This is a genomic window from Nostoc sp. KVJ20, assembly GCF_001712795.1.
GTDB lineage: Bacteria > Cyanobacteriota > Cyanobacteriia > Cyanobacteriales > Nostocaceae > Nostoc.
Map to the genome: position 1 here is coordinate 59,401 of NZ_KV757598.1, position 23,938 is coordinate 83,338.

Consider the following 23,938-nt stretch of genomic DNA (forward strand, 5'->3'; position numbering starts at 1 on the left):
AAATATTTTTCCTTGTTAATACTCCATCCATGAAGGCATGGAGTATTCTGAATTCTGACTCCTGACTCCTGGTTTATGGATTTTCGCGCAGGAAAGTGCCAATCTGATCTAGTTCCTGCTGATTGAGGCGAAATTCTCCAGCACCGATGATTCCTTCCACCTGCTTTGCATTGCGTCCGCCCACGATCGCAGCTGTCACCGCCGGATTGTTTAAAGTCCAAGCGATCGCCACTTCACCGGCCGAGCGATCATGTTGTTGACCAATATGCTGCAACACCTCGACTAGCTTCAGATTACGAGATAGACGTGGCTCCTGAAACTGATCGCCCTTCTTCCGCCAATCATCATCTGGTAAATTGGCAATCCGTTCAGGTGTCATCTTTCCTGTAAGCAAGCCAGATTGCATAGGTGAATACACAATCACACCGATGTTGTTTTCCTTACAAAAAGGCAGAATTTCCTTCTCGACATCGCGCTTCACCAGTGAATAAGGTGGTTGCAATGAGGTAACTGGTGCAATTTCCTGGACACGTTTCAACTGTTCTACATTAAAGTTTGAAACCCCGATATAGCGAACCTTACCTTCATCCTTGAGCTTGGCGAGAGTTGTCCAACCTTCTTCGATGTCTGAGTCAGGGTTGGGCCAGTGGATTTGGTAGAGGTCAATGGTTTCAATGTCGAGTCGGCGAAGACTATCTTCAACTTCTCGCCGCACAGAATCCGCCTTCAGGCTGCGACCCATTTCACCTTTTTCATCCCAGATCAGTGAGCATTTAGTGAAAATGTAAGGGCGACTAGCTCGACCTTTGAGTGCCTTAGCAACAACCTGCTCAGAATGTCCCAGACCATAGATAGCTGCGGTGTCAATCCAATTAACGCCAAGGTCGAGAGCGCGATTGATCGCTTCAATAGATTCCTGATCATCCTGCGCTCCCCAACCAAAAGCCCATCCACCTCCACCGATCGCCCAAGCACCAAAGCCGATTGGGGTAATGTGAAGCTCTGAATTACCAAGCTGTGTAGTTTGCATATCTACTTTCTTCAAGAATCTTTGAATCAATTGCTAGTTTAAGCTGGAAATATTTTCTCAGCAGCTATCTTAAGTATGAATTACTACTGGTGCAGACACGAAATTCAAGTACTATAGCAATCTTAAATCTTGTGTTGATACATACTATTTATACACTAGAGTTGCTTAAAGATAGTAACGTTTGTCAGTGTTTATCAAAATATGTCAGAAGATTTAAAAGGCAAAGTTGCGCTGATCACAGGTGCAAACAAAGGTATCGGGCATGAGATTGCACGCCAATTAGGTTCTAGAGGTGCTACTGTTCTTGTTGGTTCAAGAGATATAGGACGTGGTGAAGAAGCGGCGAATAAACTTCGTTTAAACCAGATCGATGCTCGATCAGTTCAACTTGATGTCATCGACCAAAAAACAATCGATTCTGTGAGTAAACAAATCGAGAGCGAATTCGGAAAACTTGACATCCTGGTAAACAATGCTGGGATATTGCTTGATAGCGATCGCCTTCCACCTAGTCAAGTTGATATTGAAACACTGCGACAAACTTATGAAACCAATGTATTTGGAGTGTTTGCAGTTACAAAAGCCCTGCTGCCACTTTTAAAAAAGTCAACAGCAGGGCGAATAGTGAATTTATCAAGTGGTTTAGGTTCTCTGACTCAAAACTCTGATCCTAATTATGAGTTCGTTCATTTTAAGCTGATTGCATATAACTCATCAAAAACAGCAGTGAATGCGATCACAGTTTTGTTGGCTGCTGAACTTAAGGATACCCCGATTAAAGTTAATGCTGCTGACCCTGGTTTCACAGCAACAGACATTAATCAATACCAAGGGTATCGCACTGTTGAGCAAGGAGCGATCGCAGCAGTGAAACTTGCTACTTTACCTGATGATGGTTCTAGCGGAGGGTTTTTTGATGAGAATGGCGTGGTTCCCTGGTAGAAAGTAGAGAGGAATTGGGAATTGGGCATTGGGCATTGGGAATTGGGNNATGCCCCATGCCCAATTCCCAACTTCAATAAGGATTTGAATCAATCCGTCCCCTCTTAACACTCCTGAGATAATACCCAGAGGTTGGTCTGTTTCTCAAGTTAAAGGTGTCGCCACTACGAACTTTCCAAATTTTGTAATTAGAAAAGGTCAAAGGCGTTCGGGGTTCACAAACTTCCGGTTGATGATTGCCAAGTACAAAATACGCTGCACCCCTACCCATAACTTTCACCAAACCGTTTTTATCTACAAGAACCGATGTACTTTCACTAACTGCTATGCCTAAAACACTGCTAGACACACCATCCTTAATTTGACGGGCAATGAAAGCCATAATTCGACCCATTCTTTCTCGCCTGTCGAAGTGTGTATCTACGATAGTTCCCTTCAAATTACTCCAATTGAAAAAGTTGTAAGTAAAAGTAATGTCTCGGTAGGGATCTTCGAGTGCATCTCTAGTTTCAATGCCTTTTTCAGAAGAAGCGCAAGCATCATAAACACAATCACTTTGGATCATCGCACCCGCACTGGTGCCACCAACACCACCTCCCTTAAGGTAAACTGACTTAACAGCAGCCTCAAGCTTGGTATCCTTCCAGTTGCGGATGTATTGACATTGGTCGCCGCCAGCAAAGAAAATCACATCAGCGTTTCTGACTTTTTCAAAAATCTCGGCTTTGTTTGCTTCTTGTCTGTTGCGAATCAGAAGAGTTTCCACAGAATTTACACCCTTCATAGCAGAAATTAGCCGATTGTAATCGTGATTACCATTAGTGCGGAGAACTACAACATTAACTTTAGTACTGGAATTGCTACTTCCCCGAACTTGGTTAATCATCCACTGGATAGCATCATCGACATCGGGGCCCCCTCCACCTAAGCTTAGGACTGGCCCCCCTAAAGAGGGACGGACATCAGATGAAGGAGAGGGAGAGGGGGAGGGGCGGACATCAACAGTGTCACCCAGGAAGTAGCGTTTCCAGCTTGCAATAAAACGGGTTATTAGGAAGGTTCCCATTTTCAACAACTTGATTCCTGTACTTTTCAAGCGCCTTGCTATGCTTGGGAATGCCTTTGTCATACTAAACTTCTAGAGCAAACTGCAATTATTGCTAGGCTGTGACGCATTTTAGTTGCTTATTTATTCGTGAAATTTGTCCTTTGTCATTAGTCATTTATCAGTTATCCAATGACCCATGCTCAATGACAAATGACAGTCTTAACGAAAATTATGCAATTTAGACGCGCATTAGCTTAACTCTGGCACTAGAGAGGGTAGAATTTCCAGCGTACAGGGCTTGTACTGTTTTTTAACGCCATAACCCAGAGTAATCATGAATTATCTGCACTACTCTGCGAAAATCTCCATATTGCTTGTGTCCTTTATAGCGCTTCTCCAATGGAAGCAATACATCACAATACACGGTGAGGGCACAGCAATGCTGTGCCCTACGATCGCTTGTAGCGATAACCGCTATAATTTCGACCAGATGAAATCCAAAATTGAAAACCAAAAAGGTAACTCTGAATACGGTTCGGATCAACTGGAGAAGTAGGAGGAGAAAAAAGAAAAACTCCCCCTACTCAAGAACTGCTTGCCTCAACAAATAATTTTCCTTAACCAAAAAATAGTGGCTAATTCCCAATCATTAGACCGAATTACACGCCTTCGCTATGCAACGAAATTAAGAAATTAAAACGCTTGCTGATTGGGTCTTTCAACAAAGAAGGAGAGAGGCGATCGCGATCGCTGCTTTCAAATAATACGCTTAACTCTTGATAGGGATTGTTGGTTGTTGAATCCCAGTTGATTTGCCCAACGTACTTGTCATTTTCGCGATCGAGCGTAACATTCTCTTCCTTATGCAACGCCCCGGTAAGGCGATTAGGTTCCACCAGCTTCACTTTTATATTATCCACAAGATCGGGATGCGCTGGCGTAACAGAAATGCGTAATGGCGATGCAGAATAAAATCCGCTTCTGCCGCCCAAGAAAGTATATTGCCAATCAAGCTCCATCACAGCACAAGCAGTAAAAAAATCACCCACGCTGTCAGAGATCAGTCTCAAGTGGCGGTTGGTTTGGGTTTCTGTTGAAGGTAAGGTAGATAGATTTGCCATTGTTGTTGTGTCCAATGTTTAAGTTATTGAAATTGACCTAATATCTTCATCGCATCTCTAAAGTCAACGCCTTCTTTGGCGCAGCCTTTAGAGGATGTTTGAAAAGTCCTATTGTCAGCATCACAAATTTTAGATCCCCCTAAATCCCCCTTACTTAAAAAGGGGGACTTTGATTCCGGTTCCCCCCTTTTTAAGGGGTTAGGGGGGATCTAAAGTGCCTAAAGTCACAGCAAAACACTTTTCAAACAACCTCTTAGGTGTTGTTCCCTATAATTGCGGAATGCGAATTCGCAGCCCAGGCCGGAGTACGGTAAGATCGGGCCCAATCACATCTCGATTAGCCTCGTAAATTTCCCTGAACCTATCGCCATCACGGTAAGCTCTTTCGGCTATCAAAAAGAGATAGTCATTTGGTAGCACAACATATTCTTTCCCAGGTTCAGGTCTGTTTGTTGGCAGTATTGGAATGTAAAGTATCTGCCCAAGTAAAAGGGAGTTAGGGTTCGGCCCAATTACATTTTTATTAGCCTCATAGATTAACGTGAAGAGACTTTCATCACCGTAAGCTCTCTGAGCTATCTTTGATAAATCGTCACCTTGTCGCACAACGTATGTTTTGCTTGGTATGGGTTCTTGAAGTGGTGGCGCGGTGAAATCTTCAGGTAGGTTGGGCAAGTTCTTCAGAAAACTGATACTTGGCGAGAAAAAGTACTCACCGCCCTTGAGAGTTACGAAGTTTGCAAACTTGACATCAGATTTTGTGGTTGGTTGATCCCGCTCTTTTAACCAGTTTTGCGCTGGCTGTGGCACTTCTTGAATCACCGGATCGCTTTGACCAGGTTGGCTTTGACCGCCAACTGCATCCAATCCGGTTCTGTCGTAATTTTTATTTGGTACACCATCGCGCGACCCGGACATATCCGGTTCAAGGAATCTGGGATTGTTAGACCAGAACCGCTGAATAAACTCAAATTGTTCCCAAATATCAGATTGGTAGCACATGAATAGCAACCCAACACCACTTGTAGGTAGTCGATCAAGATTGCTATAGTCGCTGATCTCTGTACCATAGGTGACTCCGCGCCGTGTAATCCGATGTCCAAGCTCCTGTTCTTTGCTCTTAGCAAAAGGCCCGTCTTTACTCACCGATTCTAGTCGGGGATTAGTTGTGCGAAGATGCGCTTGGAATGGACATTTCAATCCAGCAGCATCATTACTATAGTCAAAGTCATTTAGGTTTTTTTGCCCGTCTTTTTCTGATTGGACAAGTGGTGTACCATCTTCAAAACGTCCTACTGCCATCGCTCCAGCTTGCTGAGGAGAGATGCCCAATGCATTACCCAAGGCAACTTCGGCTTTTTTAAATCCTTGAACATTTTGCTCAAGTTTGCGAAAGACAAGAAAACTACCAAAGCTAACATTTTGAGTGCCAAAGGGATCTTGAACCAGGGCAAGATTGAGTCGAGCGCTGAACAGATTTTTGGCAATATTGCCTTCTTCTTCGACTACATCTTTCTGAAAAAAGAGCGGGTTACCGACACCATCTGTGAAGCCAAAAGGCTCAACAACATGAAGGTCGTCAGTATTCTCAAACTTGCGACGGATTACGAGTCCTGGCTCAACAGTAGCAATAGTAGCAATGTTTTGAAGCTGGTTAGTAATTTCTGATTGTTTTTTCTTCACCTCTTCTAAACAATTGGCCGCTATGATGACCAATGCATCAATCTCGTTCTGAAATCCTCCTTCCCAAGCGCTAACTGGTGGATCTAGAAGTGCATACTGTCGCGTCTTCATGCCGTCTTGGAAGACATCACTATAGTCATCATTTAGTTGTTTTTCGTCAGGTGTTTTTCGATTCTGAAGATTGGGACTTTTCGGCTGTTGAGAATTAGGTAAACCTAGTTTTGCGTAGCCTGACGAAGATAAAGAGAAGTGGACAAATACACCTGCATCACATTTTTCATTTCTCCAGGCAACAGCATCATCTAACTGCTTCTTGGTAGAGATAATATCTTTGTTTGCAAGTTGAGCAATCCATTGCTTAAGCGATCTGATTCTGTCCAGATTGTCTTTGGGATTGGGAAAAGTTAAGAAAATATGTACAGAGTTGTCTCTTCCATGTGATTTGAGAATGTTGCCTTGCAAGTCTTGAAGAACATCTTGATACTGTTGGTCGTCCTGGTCAATAGGTTCTTTGTTGGAATTGAGGTCTAGTGGCATTGTTTACTCCTTCAAAAATTAAGATTCCGATTCAGTGCTTACTAAGCGATCGCGTTTTAGAGGTCTTGTACCAAATCACAACTTCTGTCCGGTTGTAAACTTCCTGATTCGATATCGGAAATAGGTATGCCAACTACCACACAGCGTTTGTTAGTTGGATTTATTCCACTGGCGTCCAAAGTTGCCAAATAAACTTTATAAACAACTGTGTAGTTCCTGCCGAAATCTGGCTGCGCTCGACGGATTTCCAAGATGACTTCGTTCTCACTGAGAGCTGTTGAGGCGACCTCAACACACTTTGCAATTAGTTTGTCATGCTGCACTGTAATGTTGTTACTCATGGTTATTGATCTCCTAATTTTGGTTTTCTCTTGGTTTGGGATTACAGTTCTTTAATCCGAATGTTGCGGAACTGAACTACTTCGGTATGGCACTGGAAGCCAATGAAACCTTCTGAACGCTTCTTCTTACCGTCGCTGGGATCGGCAAATCTCAAGAGTTCCGAGAAGGCTCCTTTACTAACTAATTGACCATTGAGTTTGACCTCAATCTCATTACCTTGCACTCTGATTTCATAGCTGTTCCAGTATTCTTGATTACCAGAGTTGCGCGGACTTAAAACTTTAGCAGCCCATTTTTGAGCGGGGAAAACTTCATACACTGCACCCGTTTTGTGTAAGGGACTACCATAAACGTTATTGAGAAAGTCGTAACCACGCTCATCGATTTGGATTTCGGTGCTGGAGTTATAGAAGCTATTATCAAGAGCCTTGGGTTCTGGTGTTCGCAGGAAAATACCAGAGTTGGCTTCGATGTCGAAGGCTTTCCAATCCAACTTCAGGATGAAATTCTGGAATTTTTTCCGAGTAAACCAGAGAACACCCAGGGCGACATTCTTATTACCAACACCTGCACCAAGCACAGCACCACTCTGATTTGGGACATCAAAGAAGTTTTGGCTACCTGATGCTGCAATTTCCCAACCATCAGCCTTGAAGTTACCTTGATAAAGAGTTTCAAAACCTGGTTCGTCGTCAATAGTTTGAACTTGGGAGTAGCGTTCAATAATTGAGCGAGCAATTTTACGGGATAGGGTTAGCCCTGTGGGTACGGGATTTGCTGAACCAACGGTAGTGAAAATAGACTGATCTACGCAATAGGCATTAGATACGTGGTGGAAACGACCATTTACATCTGTTACCGATGTGGTGAAATCGTTACCAATCCACAATGTCCCTGATTCGTGATAGGTGGTACCTATTCCATCTTCCCCGCCGCTAAAGAACTCAATCGGTGCATTGGGGTCTTTTTTGGTGGCACTGCCTTTTGGTTGACCAGCCAATGCCTCAATGAAGGCAAAAGCTGCTTCAGATTGAGCATCTCGAACTTGTTTGTCTGCGGGTGTTTCTACTAGGTTTACAAATGCTTTAGGTACGCGCAGTTCCCGCCCGTTCTCAAAGTACAGATCATCGCCAGTACCGCCGAAAGGATTGACACTGATCCAACTACTATTAGGATTACCGATTGGGGTTGTGCGATCGCCAAAGGTTTCGCCACAGGTGCGAATGCCGATCACAACCTTGTTCTCAATCGTCCCGGTAGTTTGAGCGGCGAGAATCTTCTCAAACTCCTCAATGTTCGGCACCACCCGGTAAAGGAACTCTTCGGGATTATTGGGGGCACCAGGAAAGGCTGGGGTGAATACATTCGGGGCAGCATAAAACTGAAAGTGGAATTGTCCCGGGCCTTTGGTTGTTTGTGTTGAGCCTGGGATGTGGAGAGCAGCAGTCTGCAACTCTTTTTCCAGTTCTGACGGGACACCCAAGGCGGGGCGGGCGATCTTCCAAATGAAGTTGCCACGAACGTGAACCATCAAGTTCCGCCCGATCAACTCGGAGTTCGGCTGCAAAGCTTTGGGGCGTGGGAATGAATTTAAAGCTAGGCGGGTTGAGTTGACGGTATTGCCTGCCAGCACGATCGCAGCGCTGGGTTTGACATCCAGACGCACGACACGAGCTTGGCTCTTGTTATTGGGGTCAAACGGATTTTTTAAAGCCACCACAATTTGGGTGACGACGCCGTTACTAGTTTCTAACTTGATTACTTCGGCGTTGGGTACGAGAAACAGCCGTCGTTTGGCATCACTTTGATCACTGGCTTCGCGGATGGCATCGAGCAGCAGAGGTAAGCTGCTAAACTTGTCCATACTAAACAAGCCAGACCCCGGCGATTGACCTAGCACTGCGATCGGTGGATCTTGCACTGTTGTTAGTGACGGCACTTTGCTCAACACGTTTTTGGCACGGTCTTTGAGAATATCGAACAGATCACCATTGATAAAGTCGGCGACGGGCCAAGTGCCGATTTCACGCTCTACATATTCATAGCCGTCGGGCTGCCCTTTGAGCCGCAGATATTCCACAACCTCGGCGGGCCACTGTTTGAGATCCTCTTCGACCAGGCGCGGTGTCCAGCCGCCCCAAAACAGCGATTTGCCACCCACACAACGGTGATGGTCATTTAGCCTATTAGCACCGGCATAGTTTGAGGGTTCGCTGATATTTCTTCCCTGGGAATTTGGCTCAACCAGTGGTTCCAAAACTGAGTTAAATAAGTTACCAACGCGAGTCAGATTTTGAAAATGTTCGCTGATCAGGAATGGCCCAGATTCCAAAACTAGAATGCGTGGTTGTTGGTTTGGTAAGTCCTTACCAAACTCAAACAACTTGGTAGCTGTGTATGCACCATACATCCCTGAGCCAATCACCACAGCGTCAAATTGGCCACCTGCTTGTGCTGCGAGGATTTCTTCCCAAGTATTGCAAACCAAACGAGCAACTGCATCTAATGCAAAAGTCGTTCTTTGCACATCAGGTATTGGTAAAGCCTGTCCTGAATCAAAAAGTCTATTTAAAGGCATGACAATTTTCCTTAATCATGATTTGTTTTCAACAAAATTTGAATGCAATTTTTACTGTGCATTTAAATTCGGCTGAAGTTTTCCATTGATTGTTTACTATGCGGCTGTTTATTAATCAGTGCCGCAAGAGAGTTATACCAATTTAATGTGAAGTTGCACATATCTTGATCCCCCTAAATCCCCCTTAAAAAGGGGGACTTTGAATTCCCCCCTTTATAAGGGGGGCTAGGGGGGATCGAATTCTATGCAGCTTCATAAAGAATTGGTATGAGGACTTAAATTGACAGAACGATAATTATGCAGATCAGCTGTAATCTGCTTTCTCAGATCCTTCTGTGATTGCGCTGTTTCCTATTTACCCTATCAGGAGCGCCTAGCTACTTAATGATGACGTAATTGAAAAAAATCACATCTGTAACCCCACTAAATTTACTCTGCTCAAGGAATTAAATCAGTTATTAGTTATTCACTTTTTGCTGACGCAATGCACGTTGAAAAACTATCACCCCTTAATTAAAGATTTATGCAAGTTCAAAAAAATGACGTTTATGTACTTCGATTCAGTAATAGTTAAGGACAGCTAAATTTAGCTGTCCCTGATGTTATATAGGAATCCGCTTTGATTTCTGAACTAATTTGCGTAGGCAGGCAATAGGCAATCTTGCTACAGTCAAGAAGGCTTCTTAGTTGTACTGAGTTTTTTCACCAAATCAAATATGAGTCCTATATACTCCTATATATAAAACAGTGTATTCTCTGGACTACCAGGCAATGTGCGATCGCTCTTGCACAACTTGCTGATACACTTCTTCAGTTTGCTTGGCTAATTTCGGCCAGCTAAAGCGCCGCTCTAAATCCTCATAAGCGTTATCCACCAACCATTGGCGATATCCTGGATTTTTCAGCACTTCCAAAATTCCCCAAGCTAAAGAATCGGGATTGTTTACCCAAGTCACAATGCCTGTTTTGGTATGTTGCACCACTTCTGGAAAACCACCCGTATCAGAAACTACTACAGGAACACGAGAAGCAAAGCTTTCTAAAGCCACAATCCCAAAGGGTTCGTAAAGACTCGGAAAAACGGCGCAGTCAGCGACAGTTTGAAATTTATCTAAGTAATCATCGGAGAGAAAACCGGTAAAATAGCAATGATGCCAAATTCCTAAATCCCAGGCTTGGCGCTTGAGATGGTCAGTATTGCCACCACCGACGATGACAAATTTAACATTGCCTCCCAGTTCCGAAAGGATTTTGGGTGCAGCATTGAGTAATATAGGTACACCTTTTTCGTAGGTCATGCGACCGAGGTAGTAAACGATTTTCTCATTGTCTGTGGCAAATTGGCGGCGAAAATCCAGAGCATGAAAATCGATGTGATGCTGTTTCTTTTCGGCTCGGATACCGTTATAAATGACATCGATTTTGTCCCAAGGACTGTGTAGCGCTCGTTCTACTTCTTGGCGCATATAGTCGCTACAAACAATAATCCGCCAAGCATTGTAAGCGAGCAAGGTTTCTTTGCCATTTATATAGCCTTGGATGTCTGTGTGAATACCGTTATAGCGTCCGTATTCTGTAGCGTGAATTGTGGCAATTAGTGGTATTTTAAAATTATGCTTGAGAGCGATCGCAGCATCTCCAACTAACCAATCATGGGCATGAATTAAATCAAATGGCCCTTCCTCCAAGATCAACTTACCACCGTGATCTCCCATACTCAAGTTGAGATTAACTACCCAGTGGAAAAAATCGTTACTATGTCCAACTGGTACACGATGTATGTGTACTCCCTCAACCACCTCATACATCGACGCTTGACCAAACTCCGCTGTAATTATATGGACTTCATGCCCTAGCTTTACCAGTTCCGGGTACAACTCCGCTACATGACGTGCAATTCCTCCAACAATCCTTGGTGGAAACTCCCAACTCAGTACGAGTATCTTCATCTACTACACTCCCCAACACTTTATAAATATCTAAATAACTACATTTACCTAAAAATACAAGTCTGGCGAATGCAGTGAGTACTTTTACTAAAATTTTGAGATTTTTTAACAGTAATTTTGGTAATTCGTAATTCGTAATTCGTAATTCAGGCTTTAAGAAGGGGTGACGTCACAGACAGCATGAACTTGATCGCGCCCTTGCTGTTTGGCTACATAGAGCGCTTTGTCTGCTGCATTAATCAAGTCTGGCGGCGAAATTTCGCAATTTGGCACAATGCTGACAACGCCTAGACTTACGGTAATGCGATCGCACACACGAGACTGAGCATGGGGAATAGCTAAGTCGCGGACTGCTTGTCGAATAGTTTCAGCTAGATAGATTGCTCCTTGAATCTCTGTATTAGGTAGAATCACAGCAAATTCTTCCCCACCGTAACGGGCGACTAAATCGGCTGGACGCTTAACAATATTTTTGAGGGCACTTGCCAATTGCCGCAAACAATCATCTCCTGCTAAATGACCATAAGTATCATTGTAAAGTTTAAAAAAATCGACATCGAACAAAATTAAAGATAATGCTAGTTGTTCACGTTTGAGTCGCTGCCATTCACCCTCAAGATACTCATCAAATCGGCGGCGATTAGCTATTTGAGTCAAGCCATCTAGGGTAGCCAATCTGTGTAGTTCTTCATTGGCAGCTTGTACTTGCTGATAGAGTACAGATTGATGAATCGCGATCGCTACCTGACTTGCTAACTGTTGCAACAAATTAACTTCAAAGGCTTGCCAGTAACGAGGTGCGGCACACTGGTGAGCAATCAGTAAACCCCATAGATGCTCTCCATTCAAAATCGGCACTATTATAGCAGCCTTAATTTGATAGAGTTGTAATAACTTAAAAAGATCGGCTGAAAAATCAGACTCCTGAATATCATGGAAGACTTTAGGTAATCCCTGGTAATAGTCGCTAAAATCTCGGTTGAGCGAAAATGGATGCATTGTCAGTTCTAATCTCTGGGGGTAGTCATCACCCAATGACTCCGCCGCAAAATTGCCACTTCCGTCAGATTCTAACTGGTAGATAGCTACGGAATCTGAACCCAAACACTGGCGAATACTGTTGACTGTTGTATTCAGAACCTCTTCCAAATTCAGTGATTGCCGAATCTGTTGAGTTACTTCAGTAATTAGCCGTTCTCCCTCTGCTTGTTGTCGCAGAATTGCTTCGGCTTGTTTGCGAGTGTTAATGTCTTCTACCGAGCCAAGAATCTGCGTCGGACTACCGTTAGCATCTCTGGCAAATACGACTTCTCGCGTATTCAGCCAACGCCAATCCCCATTTTTGTGTCGAAATCGATATTCGGTGGAAAGAACTTCATTGTCTTGCAGATTGACGAAGCGACTTGGTACGTCATAGCAGAGATGTCGGTCGTCTGGATGAAAGCAATTTATGAACCACTGCGGATCTGCTTGACAAATTTCCTCTGGGGAGTAGCCTAAAACTGTCACACTTTTCTCATTAAGATAAATGCTTGTTCCTTTTAAGAGGTCAAATAAATATAAAATATGCGGTACGGTATTAGCAACCTTTTGTAGAAAGTCTTGACTTGAGCGCAATGCTTCTTCAGCTTTGTGGCGTTCGCGCAGCGCTGCTTGGTATTCACTAATATCTCGTCCCTCAGAAATTAGTAGTGTCAGACGCCCTGCTTCATCAAGTATAGGACGTAGTGAGAAATCAATCGTAATAATTTGATAATCTCGACCTAAAACGTCAACTTCATAGCGAATCGATTCACCATTAGCAGCAGATGCGATCGCAGTTTTTAATTGTTCTTGTGTCTCTGAAGAAATTGTCCACCATTTTGCTTCCCAAAATGGCTTACCTACCACTTCTTCTCGACTAATCCCAGCAAAGTCCAGTGCTGTTTGGTTCGCTTCTAGTACTATTCCATTCGGCTCAAGCAATCCGATAAACTGAATGGTTTGATTGAAAATCGCCCGAAACTTTTGCTCATTTTCACTTAGAGCTTGTTCTACCCGTTTCCGATCGGTAATATCTCGTCCAACAGATTGAAGTTCTACAATCGTACCCTGGTCATCAAATATCCCTCGAATAATCCACTGCGTCCACCGCACCCCTTGGCAAGCTACGACGCGATTTTCAATGGTGATAACGGGATTTTCTAAGCTGATGGAATTTACCAGACTAAACACACGTTCTTGGTCTTCCTCAAACACAACAGGTTTGTAGTGCTGACCAATAATTTTGTCTCGCTCCAGTCCAAAAAATCGACAGTAAGCTTCATTAACAAAGGTAAAAGTGCCATCTGGTAAGCCTCTAGCAATCAGTTCCGTTTGGTCTTCGAGGATGGCACGAGAACGCGCTTCGCTCTCTTGCAGTGCAGCTTCTACTTGTTTACGAGCGCTAATATCAAACAATAAACCCTGAAGTAACTGAGTTTGTCCATCGGCATCAAGAACGAGATTAGCTTGATTTCGTACCCAAATTATTCTGCCATCCCGCCTAATCATTCGATACTCGATACTCAAAGGCTCTCCGTTAGCGATCGTAGCGTTTACAGCTTGGCAATAGCGATCGCGATCGTCTGGATGAGTGTAATCTAACCAACTATTCAAGAAATCAGGATTCCAGTTTTCGGGAGAAATGCCCAATAATTGTTGCAGTTGCGGACTAATATAAGCAACTTTTGCAGTAGTATTAATCGGTGAAATATAAACAACGCCCGGAATTTGTTCTACCAGAGTGCGATACTTTTGTTCTGCCTCAGAGAGTTTTTCTTGGGCCTGCTTACGACTCATGATGTTTTGAATTTCTACAATAAAGTATATTTTGCTGTTAGAAATCCCGCACTAGAGGCACACTCAAGGATGGTTGAGCCAACACTGAGTCAGTCTGGCTTTTTGAAAGCACTTGAAGCTGCTGTTGACAGCCTGTGTATTTAAAATTAACGGATGTTGATGAAGAATACAGAATTCAGAATTCAGAATAGGGAAATGATGGTGGGGGAATAATAAGATATCACAGTCAGACGATCGCGTACTTACTATCACTGCACTATCCGCCACTTGCACTCCCATTCATTCTGAATTCTGACTCCTAACTCCTAACTCCTAACTCCTGAATTCTGAATTCTGACTCCTGAATTCTGACTCCTGAATTCTGACTCCTGACTCCTGACTCCTGAATTCTATTAGTTTTGATCCAAGCGCAGTACTGCCATAAAGGCTTCCTGCGGTACGTCCACAGTACCCACAGATTTCATCCGCTTTTTACCTTTTGCTTGCTTCTGTAAAAGTTTCTTCTTCCGACTGATGTCACCACCGTAGCACTTGGCTAGTACATCTTTCCGCAAGGCGGGGATGTGTTCGCTGGCAATAACTTTACTACCAATAGATGCCTGAATTGGTACTTTGAATTGATGGCGGGGAATTAGTTCCTTGAGTTTTTCTGCCATTGCCCGCCCGACGTTGTAGGCTTTATCTCGATGCACAATCATTGCCAAGGAATCTACGGGATCGCCGTTGATCATAATATCCAGCTTCACCAGAGGATTTTCACGGTAGCCGATGATGTGATATTCCATACTGGCGTAACCGCGCGATCGCGATTTCATTTGATCGAAAAAGTCAGTTACAACTTCCGCCAAGGGTAGCTCATAAGTAAGGGTAGTTCGTCCTTGGGCGAGATATTTCATATCTTTGAAGATGCCACGGCGATTTTGTGACAACTCCATCAAAGCGCCGACATAAGTTTCCGGCGTAATCATCTCGACTTGGACGTAAGGTTCTTCAATTCTTTCGCGATCGTTGGGAGAAGGCAAGCGACTAGGATTATCGATGTACAGTTCCTCACCTTTGAGGGTAATCACCTTATAAACCACCGAAGGGGCTGTAATGATTAAATCTAGGTTATACTCTCGCTCTAGACGTTCCTGGACAATTTCCATGTGCAGCAAACCCAAGAACCCACAACGGAAGCCAAACCCCATCGCGCTAGAAGTTTCTGGTTCGTAGTGCAGCGCGGCATCATTGAGTTCCAGCTTTTCCAAGGCTTCCCGCAAATCTTCAAATTGATCAGCATCAATGGGGAACATCCCGCAAAAAACCATTGGGTTCGCTTCTGCGTAGCCTGGTAAAGGTGACTCCGCTTTCGCTTTACTGAGGGTAATTGTGTCTCCTACCCGTGCATCAGCTACAGCTTTAATTGCCGCTCCCAAATAGCCTACTTCCCCAGCGTGGAGTTCATCAACTTGCTTTTGAGTCGGAGAAAGGACACCTAACTCATCAATTTCAAATTCTTTACCGGATGCCATTAAATGGATGCGATCGCCTTTTTTCACGGTTCCATCCATCACCCGGAAATACACAATTACTCCCCGGTAACTGTCGTAATAGCTATCAAAAATTAACGCTCGTAAGCGTTCATTTATGGTATTGGGCGGTGGCGGTATCCGCTCAACAACTGCTTCTAAAATCTCATCAATACCAATTCCTTCTTTAGCAGAGGCCAGAATTGCACCACTGCAATCTAGACCGATAATTTCTTCAATTTCGCCAATTACCCGTTCTGGTTCTGCCCCAGGCAAATCAATTTTATTTAAAACCGGGATAATTTCCAGGTTATTCTCTAAGGCTAAATATACATTTGCCAGAGTTTGCGCCTCCACACCTTGGGACGCATCTACTACCAATAGCGCTCCTTCACAAGCAACAAGAGAGCGGGAGACTTCATAAGAGAAATCGACGTGTCCCGGAGTATCAATCAGGTTCAGCACATACTGCTGACCATCTTTCGCTGTGTAGTTCATCCGGGCAGCTTGCAGCTTAATGGTAATGCCGCGCTCCCGTTCTAGATCCATGTTATCGAGAAACTGTTCCTTCATCTGCCGGTCTTCAACAGTGCCAGTAGCTTGTAGTAAGCGATCGGCGAGGGTTGATTTCCCGTGGTCGATGTGAGCAATAATACAAAAATTGCGAATGCGAACTGCGGGAACGTCAGTCATATACTATCTTTGCCTTAGCAGCAACCAAAGTTAAAAGAGCAATTTACTTAATGTATTTTAATGCTTTCTTAGCCAAGACGCTGCTTTTAATGGGGAGTGGGGAGTGGGGAGTGGTGAATGGGGACTAGGGACTAGGGACTAGGGACTAGAGACTAGGAAAGAGTTTTCCTAACCTAATCCCTAATACCCAGTACCCAATACCCAGTACCCAGTACCCAATACCCAGTCCCCATCTTCACTCCATCTTCAACTTTCGATCTAAATAGGTGGACTTTTAAGAATATTATGAAAGTCTATTTGTCGCTGCTAGTATTCAACAGCTAGGAGCGTACAATAAATGTAAATAAGTACATGTAGGGATCATGTAGGGATCATGGGCAATTACGACCCGTAATTACTCAGAATCACTGATTTATCGGCAAAACTTCTAGAGCTATTGTCTAGTCAGTTATATGAAAAATGTGATTTGAAACTTCAAGCCTGTTACTTTGGTGCTATTTCAGGGAACTATATAACTGTCCCTTTGAAGATTTTTCAGCGAATTAGCCCGAACTATGAATATAACTGCTTTACAAAGCTTTAGACAAAACCAATTCAGAGTATATCAAACCTATGAATATGCAAGAGAAAACTACCGAAGCGGAAAACACACGAGCCGATAAGGTAGAAATTGCTGTCCGCCTAGACTCCGAGTTACTAGAGCAAATTCAGCATCTCACCAATGACCCAAGTAAAGTAATTGAGGTGGCGATTCGCCAGTGGTTGCGGGGTGAAATTCTCAGAGATGATGAATTGACGCGCACGCCTGTGCGTACCCCCGTTCCTCCTCGCGGTGAATGGAACGATTGACGCTATTAGTCAGCTGTCAATAGAAATTAAAAAAGTAAAGTTTGTCAATCTGGTTTCCAGAACACCAAGAAATACCCAATCAAAAACAAAAAAGCTGTAAAAGTTTATGCATAAATTTTAACGGCTTTAGTAAAATTACGGTCGGACACCCTTTGTCTATCCAACTCAATTAATGACTATTACTGCCAATTCCCAATTGCCAAATGTATTTTCCCAAAATCTGGAATCTATTACCAGTAAGACTGATAGTTCATTACCAGCTCTAGGTGCAGAGTTGGTGTATACGCAAGATGGGGCAGGGCGCTATCTGACCTTTTATTGGCAGCACAGCGAACTCCTGGGGTTAAATACTGAAAAAATAGTTGACGAGCTGAACCAGACTCAAACCTTTGCTCCGGTGGATAAGGTTACTTATTTAGAACGATTGCACCGAATTTTGACGGGTTTGATACCAGAAAGGTTTCAGTGCTGGTTTAGCTACCACCAGGAATTATTTGAGTTGGACTTAGTGATTAGTCCGATTATGCCGAGCTTGGGAACAACTGCCACTACAGTTTTAGTGATGGGACGTTTAGTGCAAGCGACACTCAACAAAAAACAAGTGCGCGTGGCATCAAAAACGCCCACACAAATAGAGTTGGCTTTACGTTCACAACAACACCAAAAACTGGTAAATCGCATTACCAGAAATATTCGCCGGACATTGGATTTAGATATTATTTGGCAGCAAACAGTTGATAGCTTGGGGAAAGCACTGCGGCTAGAGCGCTGTATTATTTGTCCTTATCAGCCCTCTAGCTCAAAAGTGCAGGTGAAGGCTGAGTATCGCCAGCCAGAACTCAAATCAATACTTGGCTCAGAAATAGATGTAGTTTCTGAGCCAGCTTTTGCTCAAGCCTTGGCAACCCTAGAACCAGTTGTGATGGAAGTGCCTGGATACACTGAGTCTGGACGGCAGAAAACTTTGGTGGTTACGACTTGCTATCAAGACCAAGCCAATGGATTGGTTGCCTTGAATTGGCAGGATGAATGCTACACATTAACAGAATCGGAATTGGAACTAGCAAAAGAAGCAGCAGATCAATTGGGAACTGCGATCGCTCATGCTACTTTATATAAAGAATTAGAAGCAGCGCGTCAAAAAGCCGAAGAAGCTTCCCGCCTCAAAAGCGAGTTTCTGGCTAATGTATCCCATGAAATTCGTACCCCCCTCAACGGCATGATTGGCTTCTTGAAGCTGATTTTGGAAGGGATGGCAGATGACCCAGAAGAACAAAACCAATTTTTGACAGAAGCTCATCAGTTATCCATACATCTGCTGAATATCATTAACGACATTTTGGACATTGCCAAAATTGAAGCTGGTAAAATGGAGCTAGCTTACGCTCCAGTCAAGCTCAATGAGCTATTCAGTGATGTAGAAAGTTTCATGCGTCCCCAAGCAGAAATGAGAAACCTCAGCTTTGGGATGCAAATGCCTGCCACTTCTGATGAAATCATTGTCCAAAGCAATTACCAACGGTTGCTACAAGTGATGCTCAATTTGGTAGGTAATGCCATCAAATTTACCCATGAGGGTGGTGTCACCGTCAGTGCTGATTTAGTACTAAAAAAAGCGAAGCCGAACTTTCAAGGTCAGGAATTTCCTGGCATGGTAAGAGTACGTGTAGCTGACACGGGTATCGGTGTTTCCTTGGATAAACAAGATAAACTGTTTCAGTTATTCTCTCAGGTAGATGGCTCCCGCACTCGCCATTATGGCGGCACAGGTTTAGGACTGGCAATATCCCAGAAGTTAGTGGAGGCAATGGGTGGCGAGGTACATTTTTATAGTCTAGGCGAAGGACTTGGCTCAACAGTCACATTCACCGTGCCACTGTATCAACAACCAGTTATGGTTTCATCTACTGATAGCGACTCAATAAGTAGTGCTGAGTAATGAGTAATGAGTAATGAGTAATGAGTAATGAGTAATGAGTAATGAGTAATGAGTAATGAGTAATGAGTTTGGATACTTGGTAATACTGGGTTTTGAGTTTTAAACTTTAAAGTTTTTTAGTAATTATTATTTAACCCACCTTCCGCACCCAGGACTGTCATAATCGTTTATTACTGAGGCAAACTTCTTGATAGAGGATAAAATAATACATCTTCTATGAAGCAATAACTACTTAGTATTGAGTTGATATGCTAAGAAGACTCTACGTGATGTTCAAAACTCTCTCGGCTATGAATAAGCATGATCTATACCGGAATAGCACACTTGTTTATTTGGAAGCATAAGCACGTTTTAACGGCAATCTTGTCCTTCCACCGACAGCAAGACTTTCAGACGTAACGTAGCGGCTCATGTCACGCTCACTACTTTTACCCCTCATTGTCATTACCGTTATATTTAATAAACCAATTTGTACTACTAACAATTCCTGCTGTTAGACACTGGGTTTTGATCCTTTGTAGTTTCTCGTTTACTCTAGCTTGAAGAGAGTCTAAAATTCGTTTAGCCTTTTCTGTCATTGCAGCTACATATTGCCTCGTTTTTGAAGTATCCTCTGTATTCGCCCAAAAATCTTTTTGCTCCTCTAACCATATTTCTGCTCTATTTACTTCATCAAATGCATAACCTAGTTCTCGTATGGCTTCGTCATTAAGCTGATCAGCTATACATACACGCATACGCCATAAACAATCTTCTAAGGTGCCATAGTAGTAGTCTTGCTTTTCACCGTCAGGTGCGTTATTGTCCTGTCTTACGAACATCCACTTACTTTCATCTGGATATTTGCTATTAACCATAAGCCTTTTCGTTATGGAATGCGTTCTTTACGACATTAGTAAATAGTACAGTTTTTACCAAGACCCGAACATAGTGTCAAATGTCAATACGACCTCTGTGAGGGTTGGCAGCTTGCAAAAGAGACTTAATGGGATAAAGTCAGATTACTCATTACTCAGCACTCTTGAAGGGTATTGGGAAAAAACCTTCCTTGTTCTCACTTCCTTGCGTTCTCTTTCTTACTTCACAGGCTAAAGTAGAGTAGGAGGGCTTGCATGAAAAATTGTTCAGCTAATCTAATATCAAGTTGCTAAAACCAGCAGTGGTTTAGTCAAAAGTCATAAAAAACTGACACCTGACAATCTAGCGGCAATTAGATTTAGGATCGATTTAACAAAGCTGGAAAATAAAACTTTGGATAATGGTTAATGAGTAAGGGTGCATTGGTTACAGAGATCGTTATTATTCAATGCCCCATGCCCCATGCCCCATGCCCATCCCTAACTTAGCAGGTCTAAACTATGGAACTTACAATTGACAACGTTGAAACAGTCTTAGATGAAATGCGCCCTTATCTTATGTCTGATGGCGGCAATGTGGAACTGGTAGAACTTGATGGGCCTATTGTAAAATTGCGTCTGCAAGGTGCTTGTGGTTCTTGTCCCAGTTCTGCAATGACTCTGAGAATGGGAATTGAGCGCCGCCTTAAGGAAATGATTCCCGAAATTGCAGAAATTGAGCAAGTAGTGTAGGGATTGGGGACTGGGGACTAGGGACTGGGGACTGGGGAAGAATGGATTTTTTCATTCATAATTTATCATTAATACCTAATCCCTAATTTGTAATCCCCAATCCCTAACCCTTAATTACTTGCTATGTCCCATCCTCTTTACATTGCTTTTATCTGGCATCAACATCAGCCGCTGTACAAATCTCCTGGCAGCGGCGTTTCGCTATCTCCAAGTCAGCAGTACCGTCTACCTTGGGTACGTTTACATGGGACTAAAGATTATTTGGATTTGGTATTGCTATTAGAGCGGTATCCTAAGTTACACCAAACGGTGAATTTAGTACCATCGTTGATATTGCAACTGGAAGATTATATTGCTGGTACTGCTTTTGACCCTTATCTCACAGCCAGCTTGACACCGGATGAACAACTCACCCAGGAACAGCGGGAATTCGTTATCCAACACTTTTTTGATGCCAATCACCACACGCTGATTGACCCCCATCCCCGCTATGCCGAACTGTACCAGCAAAGGCAGGAAAAAGGGCAAGCTTGGTGTTTAGCAAATTGGGAGTTGCCAGATTATGGCGATTTGCTAGCTTGGCACAATTTGGCTTGGATCGATCCGCTGTTTTGGGATGACCCAGAAATTGCTACTTGGTTAAAACAGGGTCGGAATTTTACTTTAAGCGATCGCCAGCGCATTTATTCCAAACAGCGAGAAATTCTCAGCCGCATTATCCCCCAACATCGAAAAATGCAGGAGGCGGGACAGCTAGAAGTTACCACCACGCCTTACACCCACCCGATTTTACCGTTACTCGCTGATACTAACTCTGGTCGGGTCGCTGTGCCCAATATGACACTACCTAAGCAGCGATTTGAGTGGGCAGAAGATATTCCCCGCCACTTGCGGAAAGCTTGGGACTTTTATAAAGACCGCTTTGGACAGATCCCTCGTGGTTTGTGGCCTTCGGAACAATCAGTAAGTCCGTCAGTTCTTCCACATATTATTGACCAAGGGTTTAAGTGGATATGCTCAGATGAAGCCGTCTTAGGGTGGACGCTGAAACACTTTTTTCATCGGGATGGGGCGGGGAATGTGCAACAGCCAGAACTGCTTTACCGACCCTATCGCCTGCAAACTGCTGAGGGTGATTTATCAATTGTGTTTCGTGACCACAGATTATCAGATTTGATTGGCTTTACTTATAGTGCGATGCCAGCAAAACAGGCAGCCGCGGACTTGGTGGGACATTTGCAAGCGATCGCTAAAATGCAAAGAGATAGTCACAGTGATCAACCTTGGCTAGTTACCATCGCCTTGGATGGGGAGAATTGCTGGGAATTTTATCCCCAAGATGGCAAACCTTTCCTAGAAGCTTTATATCAAAGTTTGAGTGATGAACCCCACCTGAAACTCGTTACCGTCTCCGAATTCCTCGAAGAATTTCCAGCCACAGCCACCATTCCCGGAGGGCAGCTACATAGTGGTTCTTGGGTGGATGGCAGCTTCACAACTTGGATCGGCGATCCTGCCAAAAATCGTGCTTGGGATTACTTGACAGAAGCTAGAGTTATGCTGGCAAGTCATCCCGAAGCGACGGAAGAAAATAACCCAGAAGCATGGGAAGCATTGTATGCCGCAGAGGGTTCTGACTGGTTTTGGTGGTTTGGTGCAGGACACTCATCAAATCAGGATGCCATCTTTGATCAGTTGTTTCGAGAACACCTGCTTGGCATTTACAAGGCATTAAATGAACCTGTACCGCCCTATCTCAAGCAACCAGTGGAAATCCACGAAGCACAGGGAAGCCATACCCCACAAGGATTTATTCATCCTGTCATTGATGGTAAGGGTGATGAGCAAGACTGGGACAAAGCTGGACGCATAGAAATCGGCGGGGCGCGAGGGACGATGCACAATAGCAGCGTCATCCAGCGACTTTGGTATGGGGTGGATCACCTCAATTTCTATTTGCGGTTGGACTTTAAAGGTGGCGTTGCACCAGGGCGGGGTTTTCCAGCAGAGTTGAATTTGCTGTGGTTCTATCCAGAAAAAACAATGGTTAATAGCCCAGTTCCCTTAGCCGATGTACCAGATGCAGCCCCACTGAATTACCTTTTCCACCATCTTTTGGAAGTTAACTTGCTGACGCAATCAATTCAGTTTCGGGAAGCTGGAGACAATTATCAATGGCAACCCCGTTTCAGTCGCGCTCAAGTAGCTTTAAATAATTGTTTAGAGTTGGCAGTACCGTGGGCAGATTTGCAAGTTCCGCCAGATTATTCCCTGCGCCTGATTTTGGTGCTTGCGGATGAAGGGCGTTTTGCCAACTATTTGCCAGAAAATGCTTTGATTTCCATTGAGGTGCCTTAGAAATTAGACCTCTTGCAAAAGTCTCTAACACCCCTCCCCTTGGTAAGGCCTCGGTGTACACACAAGTCGAATTACCCCCCTTAATCCCCCCTTGGTAAGGGGGGAAACAGGAAATCTAGTTCCCTCCCCTTTACAAGGGGAGGGTTAGGGTGGGGTAAAATCCTGGTTAATCAGCTAATTCAGACTTGTGTGTACACCGTAGCCTTGGTAAGGGGAGGGGAGCGTTTGCTTTACTCAAATGCGGGGTAGGGTTCCTTATTTTTGATTGATGGCAGGAGGCAGGAGGCAGGAGGCAGGAGGCAGGAGGCAGGAGGTAAAAGTATTACAATTCCNNCTATGTGGCTACGGCTATATCTAAGAGGTCTATTGGGGGTCATACCAAGTCTATTCCTGAGAGGATTGCTAGATTGCTCCCGATGTAACCCATTGCTAAAGGAGATTGACCTTTTAACAACAACAAAATCTGATTCAGGATTTGTGGAAGAGTTGCACCATACAAGTGCCAGAGCTTTTTCTCAAGTTGAGTTAAAATGCGATCGCCTGCAATATCGTCAGTACCCGGTCGTAGCAACCAATGGGTTCGCAATATCTGAAAATGACGAATATCATGACTCTGGACGACTTGATGAATCTCTTGGGCAGTATGTTCCAGCAATTCATCTGTCACTATTTTCATTACCAGAGGTTGCAATGTAAATGAGGGTTCATAATCGCTGATCCATTTTTCTAAAAGCGATCGCTTTTCCAACCCCACAATCCCCTCTAAAACCATCCCTGGGTCAACGGATATCAGCAAATGGGTTTGCAATCGAGAGAATGAGACAGGTTCTTGCCAAATAGCCAACCAGTAGAGAATGTCTTGCTCTAAGCCAGAAAGTTGCTCAAATTGCTGTTTGAGAATCACACGCAAGCGATCGCCCACAATTAGAGTATTCTGACTTAAAAAAGC

General features: G+C 43.8%; 15 protein-coding genes and 1 pseudogene. 5 read left to right on the plus strand and 11 right to left on the minus strand.

Going from position 1 to position 23,938, the window contains the following annotated elements:
- Positions 1-73 precede the first annotated feature (73 nt).
- Positions 74-1,030 (minus strand): aldo/keto reductase, encoded by a 957-nt coding sequence (locus A4S05_RS11445; RefSeq protein ID WP_069069952.1) that lies wholly within the window; start codon positions 1,028-1,030, stop codon positions 74-76.
- Positions 1,031-1,231: 201 nt separating this feature from the next.
- On the opposite strand from A4S05_RS11445, the gene A4S05_RS11450 reads away from it, so the two are divergent.
- A complete protein-coding gene (locus A4S05_RS11450; RefSeq protein ID WP_069069953.1) occupies positions 1,232-1,972 on the plus strand; it encodes an SDR family oxidoreductase in 741 nt (246 codons plus the stop codon).
- Positions 1,973-2,045: 73 nt separating this feature from the next.
- Here the strand turns inward: A4S05_RS11450 and A4S05_RS11455 are convergent, their stop codons facing one another.
- The 8 genes from A4S05_RS11455 to lepA all read right to left on the minus strand — a co-directional run bounded on the left by A4S05_RS11455 (position 2,046) and on the right by lepA (position 16,254).
- Positions 2,046-3,101, minus strand: a complete 1,056-nt coding sequence (locus A4S05_RS11455) for a cyanophycinase (protein ID WP_176726980.1) — start codon at positions 3,099-3,101, stop codon at positions 2,046-2,048.
- A gap of 578 nt (positions 3,102-3,679) precedes the next feature.
- Entirely contained in the window at positions 3,680-4,141 is a 462-nt protein-coding gene (locus A4S05_RS11465; RefSeq protein WP_069069956.1) for a hypothetical protein, read from the minus strand.
- Positions 4,142-4,408: 267 nt separating this feature from the next.
- A complete protein-coding gene (locus tag A4S05_RS11470; protein WP_069069957.1) occupies positions 4,409-6,361 on the minus strand; it encodes a LysM peptidoglycan-binding domain-containing protein in 1,953 nt (650 codons plus the stop codon).
- Between the two features lie 56 nt (positions 6,362-6,417).
- Positions 6,418-6,702, minus strand: coding sequence for a hypothetical protein (locus A4S05_RS11475; RefSeq protein WP_069069958.1), 285 nt, complete (start codon positions 6,700-6,702; stop codon positions 6,418-6,420).
- A 41-nt stretch (positions 6,703-6,743) separates the two neighbouring features.
- Positions 6,744-9,281 (minus strand): 3-keto-alpha-glucoside-1,2-lyase-like domain-containing protein, encoded by a 2,538-nt coding sequence (locus A4S05_RS11480; RefSeq protein WP_069069959.1) that lies wholly within the window; start codon positions 9,279-9,281, stop codon positions 6,744-6,746.
- A gap of 761 nt (positions 9,282-10,042) precedes the next feature.
- The gene (locus tag A4S05_RS11485) at positions 10,043-11,230 is read right to left on the minus strand and encodes a glycosyltransferase family 4 protein (protein ID WP_069069960.1); all 1,188 of its coding nucleotides are present in this window, start codon (positions 11,228-11,230) and stop codon (positions 10,043-10,045) included.
- 153 nt (positions 11,231-11,383) lie between these two features.
- Positions 11,384-14,050, minus strand: a complete 2,667-nt coding sequence (locus tag A4S05_RS11490; RefSeq protein ID WP_069069961.1) for a PAS domain S-box protein — start codon at positions 14,048-14,050, stop codon at positions 11,384-11,386.
- A 392-nt stretch (positions 14,051-14,442) separates the two neighbouring features.
- Positions 14,443-16,254 (minus strand): translation elongation factor 4, encoded by a 1,812-nt coding sequence (gene lepA, locus A4S05_RS11495; RefSeq protein ID WP_069069962.1) that lies wholly within the window; start codon positions 16,252-16,254, stop codon positions 14,443-14,445.
- A 612-nt stretch (positions 16,255-16,866) separates the two neighbouring features.
- Here lepA and A4S05_RS11500 point away from each other — a divergent pair.
- Together A4S05_RS11500 and A4S05_RS11505 are read left to right on the plus strand one after the other, a co-directional pair.
- Positions 16,867-17,103, plus strand: coding sequence for a hypothetical protein (locus A4S05_RS11500; RefSeq protein WP_012408258.1), 237 nt, complete (start codon positions 16,867-16,869; stop codon positions 17,101-17,103).
- A 172-nt stretch (positions 17,104-17,275) separates the two neighbouring features.
- A complete protein-coding gene (locus A4S05_RS11505; protein ID WP_069069963.1) occupies positions 17,276-19,042 on the plus strand; it encodes a sensor histidine kinase in 1,767 nt (588 codons plus the stop codon).
- A 428-nt stretch (positions 19,043-19,470) separates the two neighbouring features.
- Here the strand turns inward: A4S05_RS11505 and A4S05_RS11510 are convergent, their stop codons facing one another.
- Positions 19,471-19,899: a hypothetical protein gene (locus tag A4S05_RS11510; RefSeq protein WP_069069964.1), complete on the minus strand. Its 429-nt coding sequence runs from the start codon at positions 19,897-19,899 to the stop codon at positions 19,471-19,473.
- Positions 19,900-20,400: 501 nt separating this feature from the next.
- On the opposite strand from A4S05_RS11510, the gene A4S05_RS11515 reads away from it, so the two are divergent.
- Both A4S05_RS11515 and A4S05_RS11520 read left to right on the plus strand, forming a co-directional pair.
- Positions 20,401-20,631 (plus strand): NifU family protein, encoded by a 231-nt coding sequence (locus A4S05_RS11515; RefSeq protein WP_069069965.1) that lies wholly within the window; start codon positions 20,401-20,403, stop codon positions 20,629-20,631.
- Between the two features lie 123 nt (positions 20,632-20,754).
- Positions 20,755-22,989, plus strand: coding sequence for a glycoside hydrolase family 57 protein (locus tag A4S05_RS11520; protein ID WP_069069966.1), 2,235 nt, complete (start codon positions 20,755-20,757; stop codon positions 22,987-22,989).
- A gap of 373 nt (positions 22,990-23,362) precedes the next feature.
- On the opposite strand, the pseudogene A4S05_RS11525 reads toward A4S05_RS11520, so the two are convergent.
- Positions 23,363-23,938: pseudogene (locus tag A4S05_RS11525) on the minus strand (hypothetical protein); the annotation flags it as partial.

What these genes read in the sequence shown, in the direction of transcription:
- A4S05_RS11515 (WP_069069965.1), top strand. Translation starts at nt 20,401, where the DNA reads ATGGAACTTACAATTGACAACGTTGAAACAGTCTTAGATGAAATGCGC.
- A4S05_RS11490 (WP_069069961.1), bottom strand. Translation starts at nt 14,050, where the DNA reads ATGAGTCGTAAGCAGGCCCAAGAAAAACTCTCTGAGGCAGAACAAAAG.
- A4S05_RS11500 (WP_012408258.1), top strand. Translation starts at nt 16,867, where the DNA reads ATGAATATGCAAGAGAAAACTACCGAAGCGGAAAACACACGAGCCGAT.
- A4S05_RS11520 (WP_069069966.1), top strand. Translation starts at nt 20,755, where the DNA reads ATGTCCCATCCTCTTTACATTGCTTTTATCTGGCATCAACATCAGCCG.
- A4S05_RS11455 (WP_176726980.1), bottom strand. Translation starts at nt 3,101, where the DNA reads ATGACAAAGGCATTCCCAAGCATAGCAAGGCGCTTGAAAAGTACAGGA.
- A4S05_RS11470 (WP_069069957.1), bottom strand. Translation starts at nt 6,361, where the DNA reads ATGCCACTAGACCTCAATTCCAACAAAGAACCTATTGACCAGGACGAC.
- A4S05_RS11475 (WP_069069958.1), bottom strand. Translation starts at nt 6,702, where the DNA reads ATGAGTAACAACATTACAGTGCAGCATGACAAACTAATTGCAAAGTGT.
- A4S05_RS11480 (WP_069069959.1), bottom strand. Translation starts at nt 9,281, where the DNA reads ATGCCTTTAAATAGACTTTTTGATTCAGGACAGGCTTTACCAATACCT.
- lepA (WP_069069962.1), bottom strand. Translation starts at nt 16,254, where the DNA reads ATGACTGACGTTCCCGCAGTTCGCATTCGCAATTTTTGTATTATTGCT.
- A4S05_RS11465 (WP_069069956.1), bottom strand. Translation starts at nt 4,141, where the DNA reads ATGGCAAATCTATCTACCTTACCTTCAACAGAAACCCAAACCAACCGC.
- A4S05_RS11445 (WP_069069952.1), bottom strand. Translation starts at nt 1,030, where the DNA reads ATGCAAACTACACAGCTTGGTAATTCAGAGCTTCACATTACCCCAATC.
- A4S05_RS11450 (WP_069069953.1), top strand. Translation starts at nt 1,232, where the DNA reads ATGTCAGAAGATTTAAAAGGCAAAGTTGCGCTGATCACAGGTGCAAAC.
- A4S05_RS11505 (WP_069069963.1), top strand. Translation starts at nt 17,276, where the DNA reads ATGACTATTACTGCCAATTCCCAATTGCCAAATGTATTTTCCCAAAAT.
- A4S05_RS11485 (WP_069069960.1), bottom strand. Translation starts at nt 11,230, where the DNA reads ATGAAGATACTCGTACTGAGTTGGGAGTTTCCACCAAGGATTGTTGGA.
- A4S05_RS11510 (WP_069069964.1), bottom strand. Translation starts at nt 19,899, where the DNA reads ATGGTTAATAGCAAATATCCAGATGAAAGTAAGTGGATGTTCGTAAGA.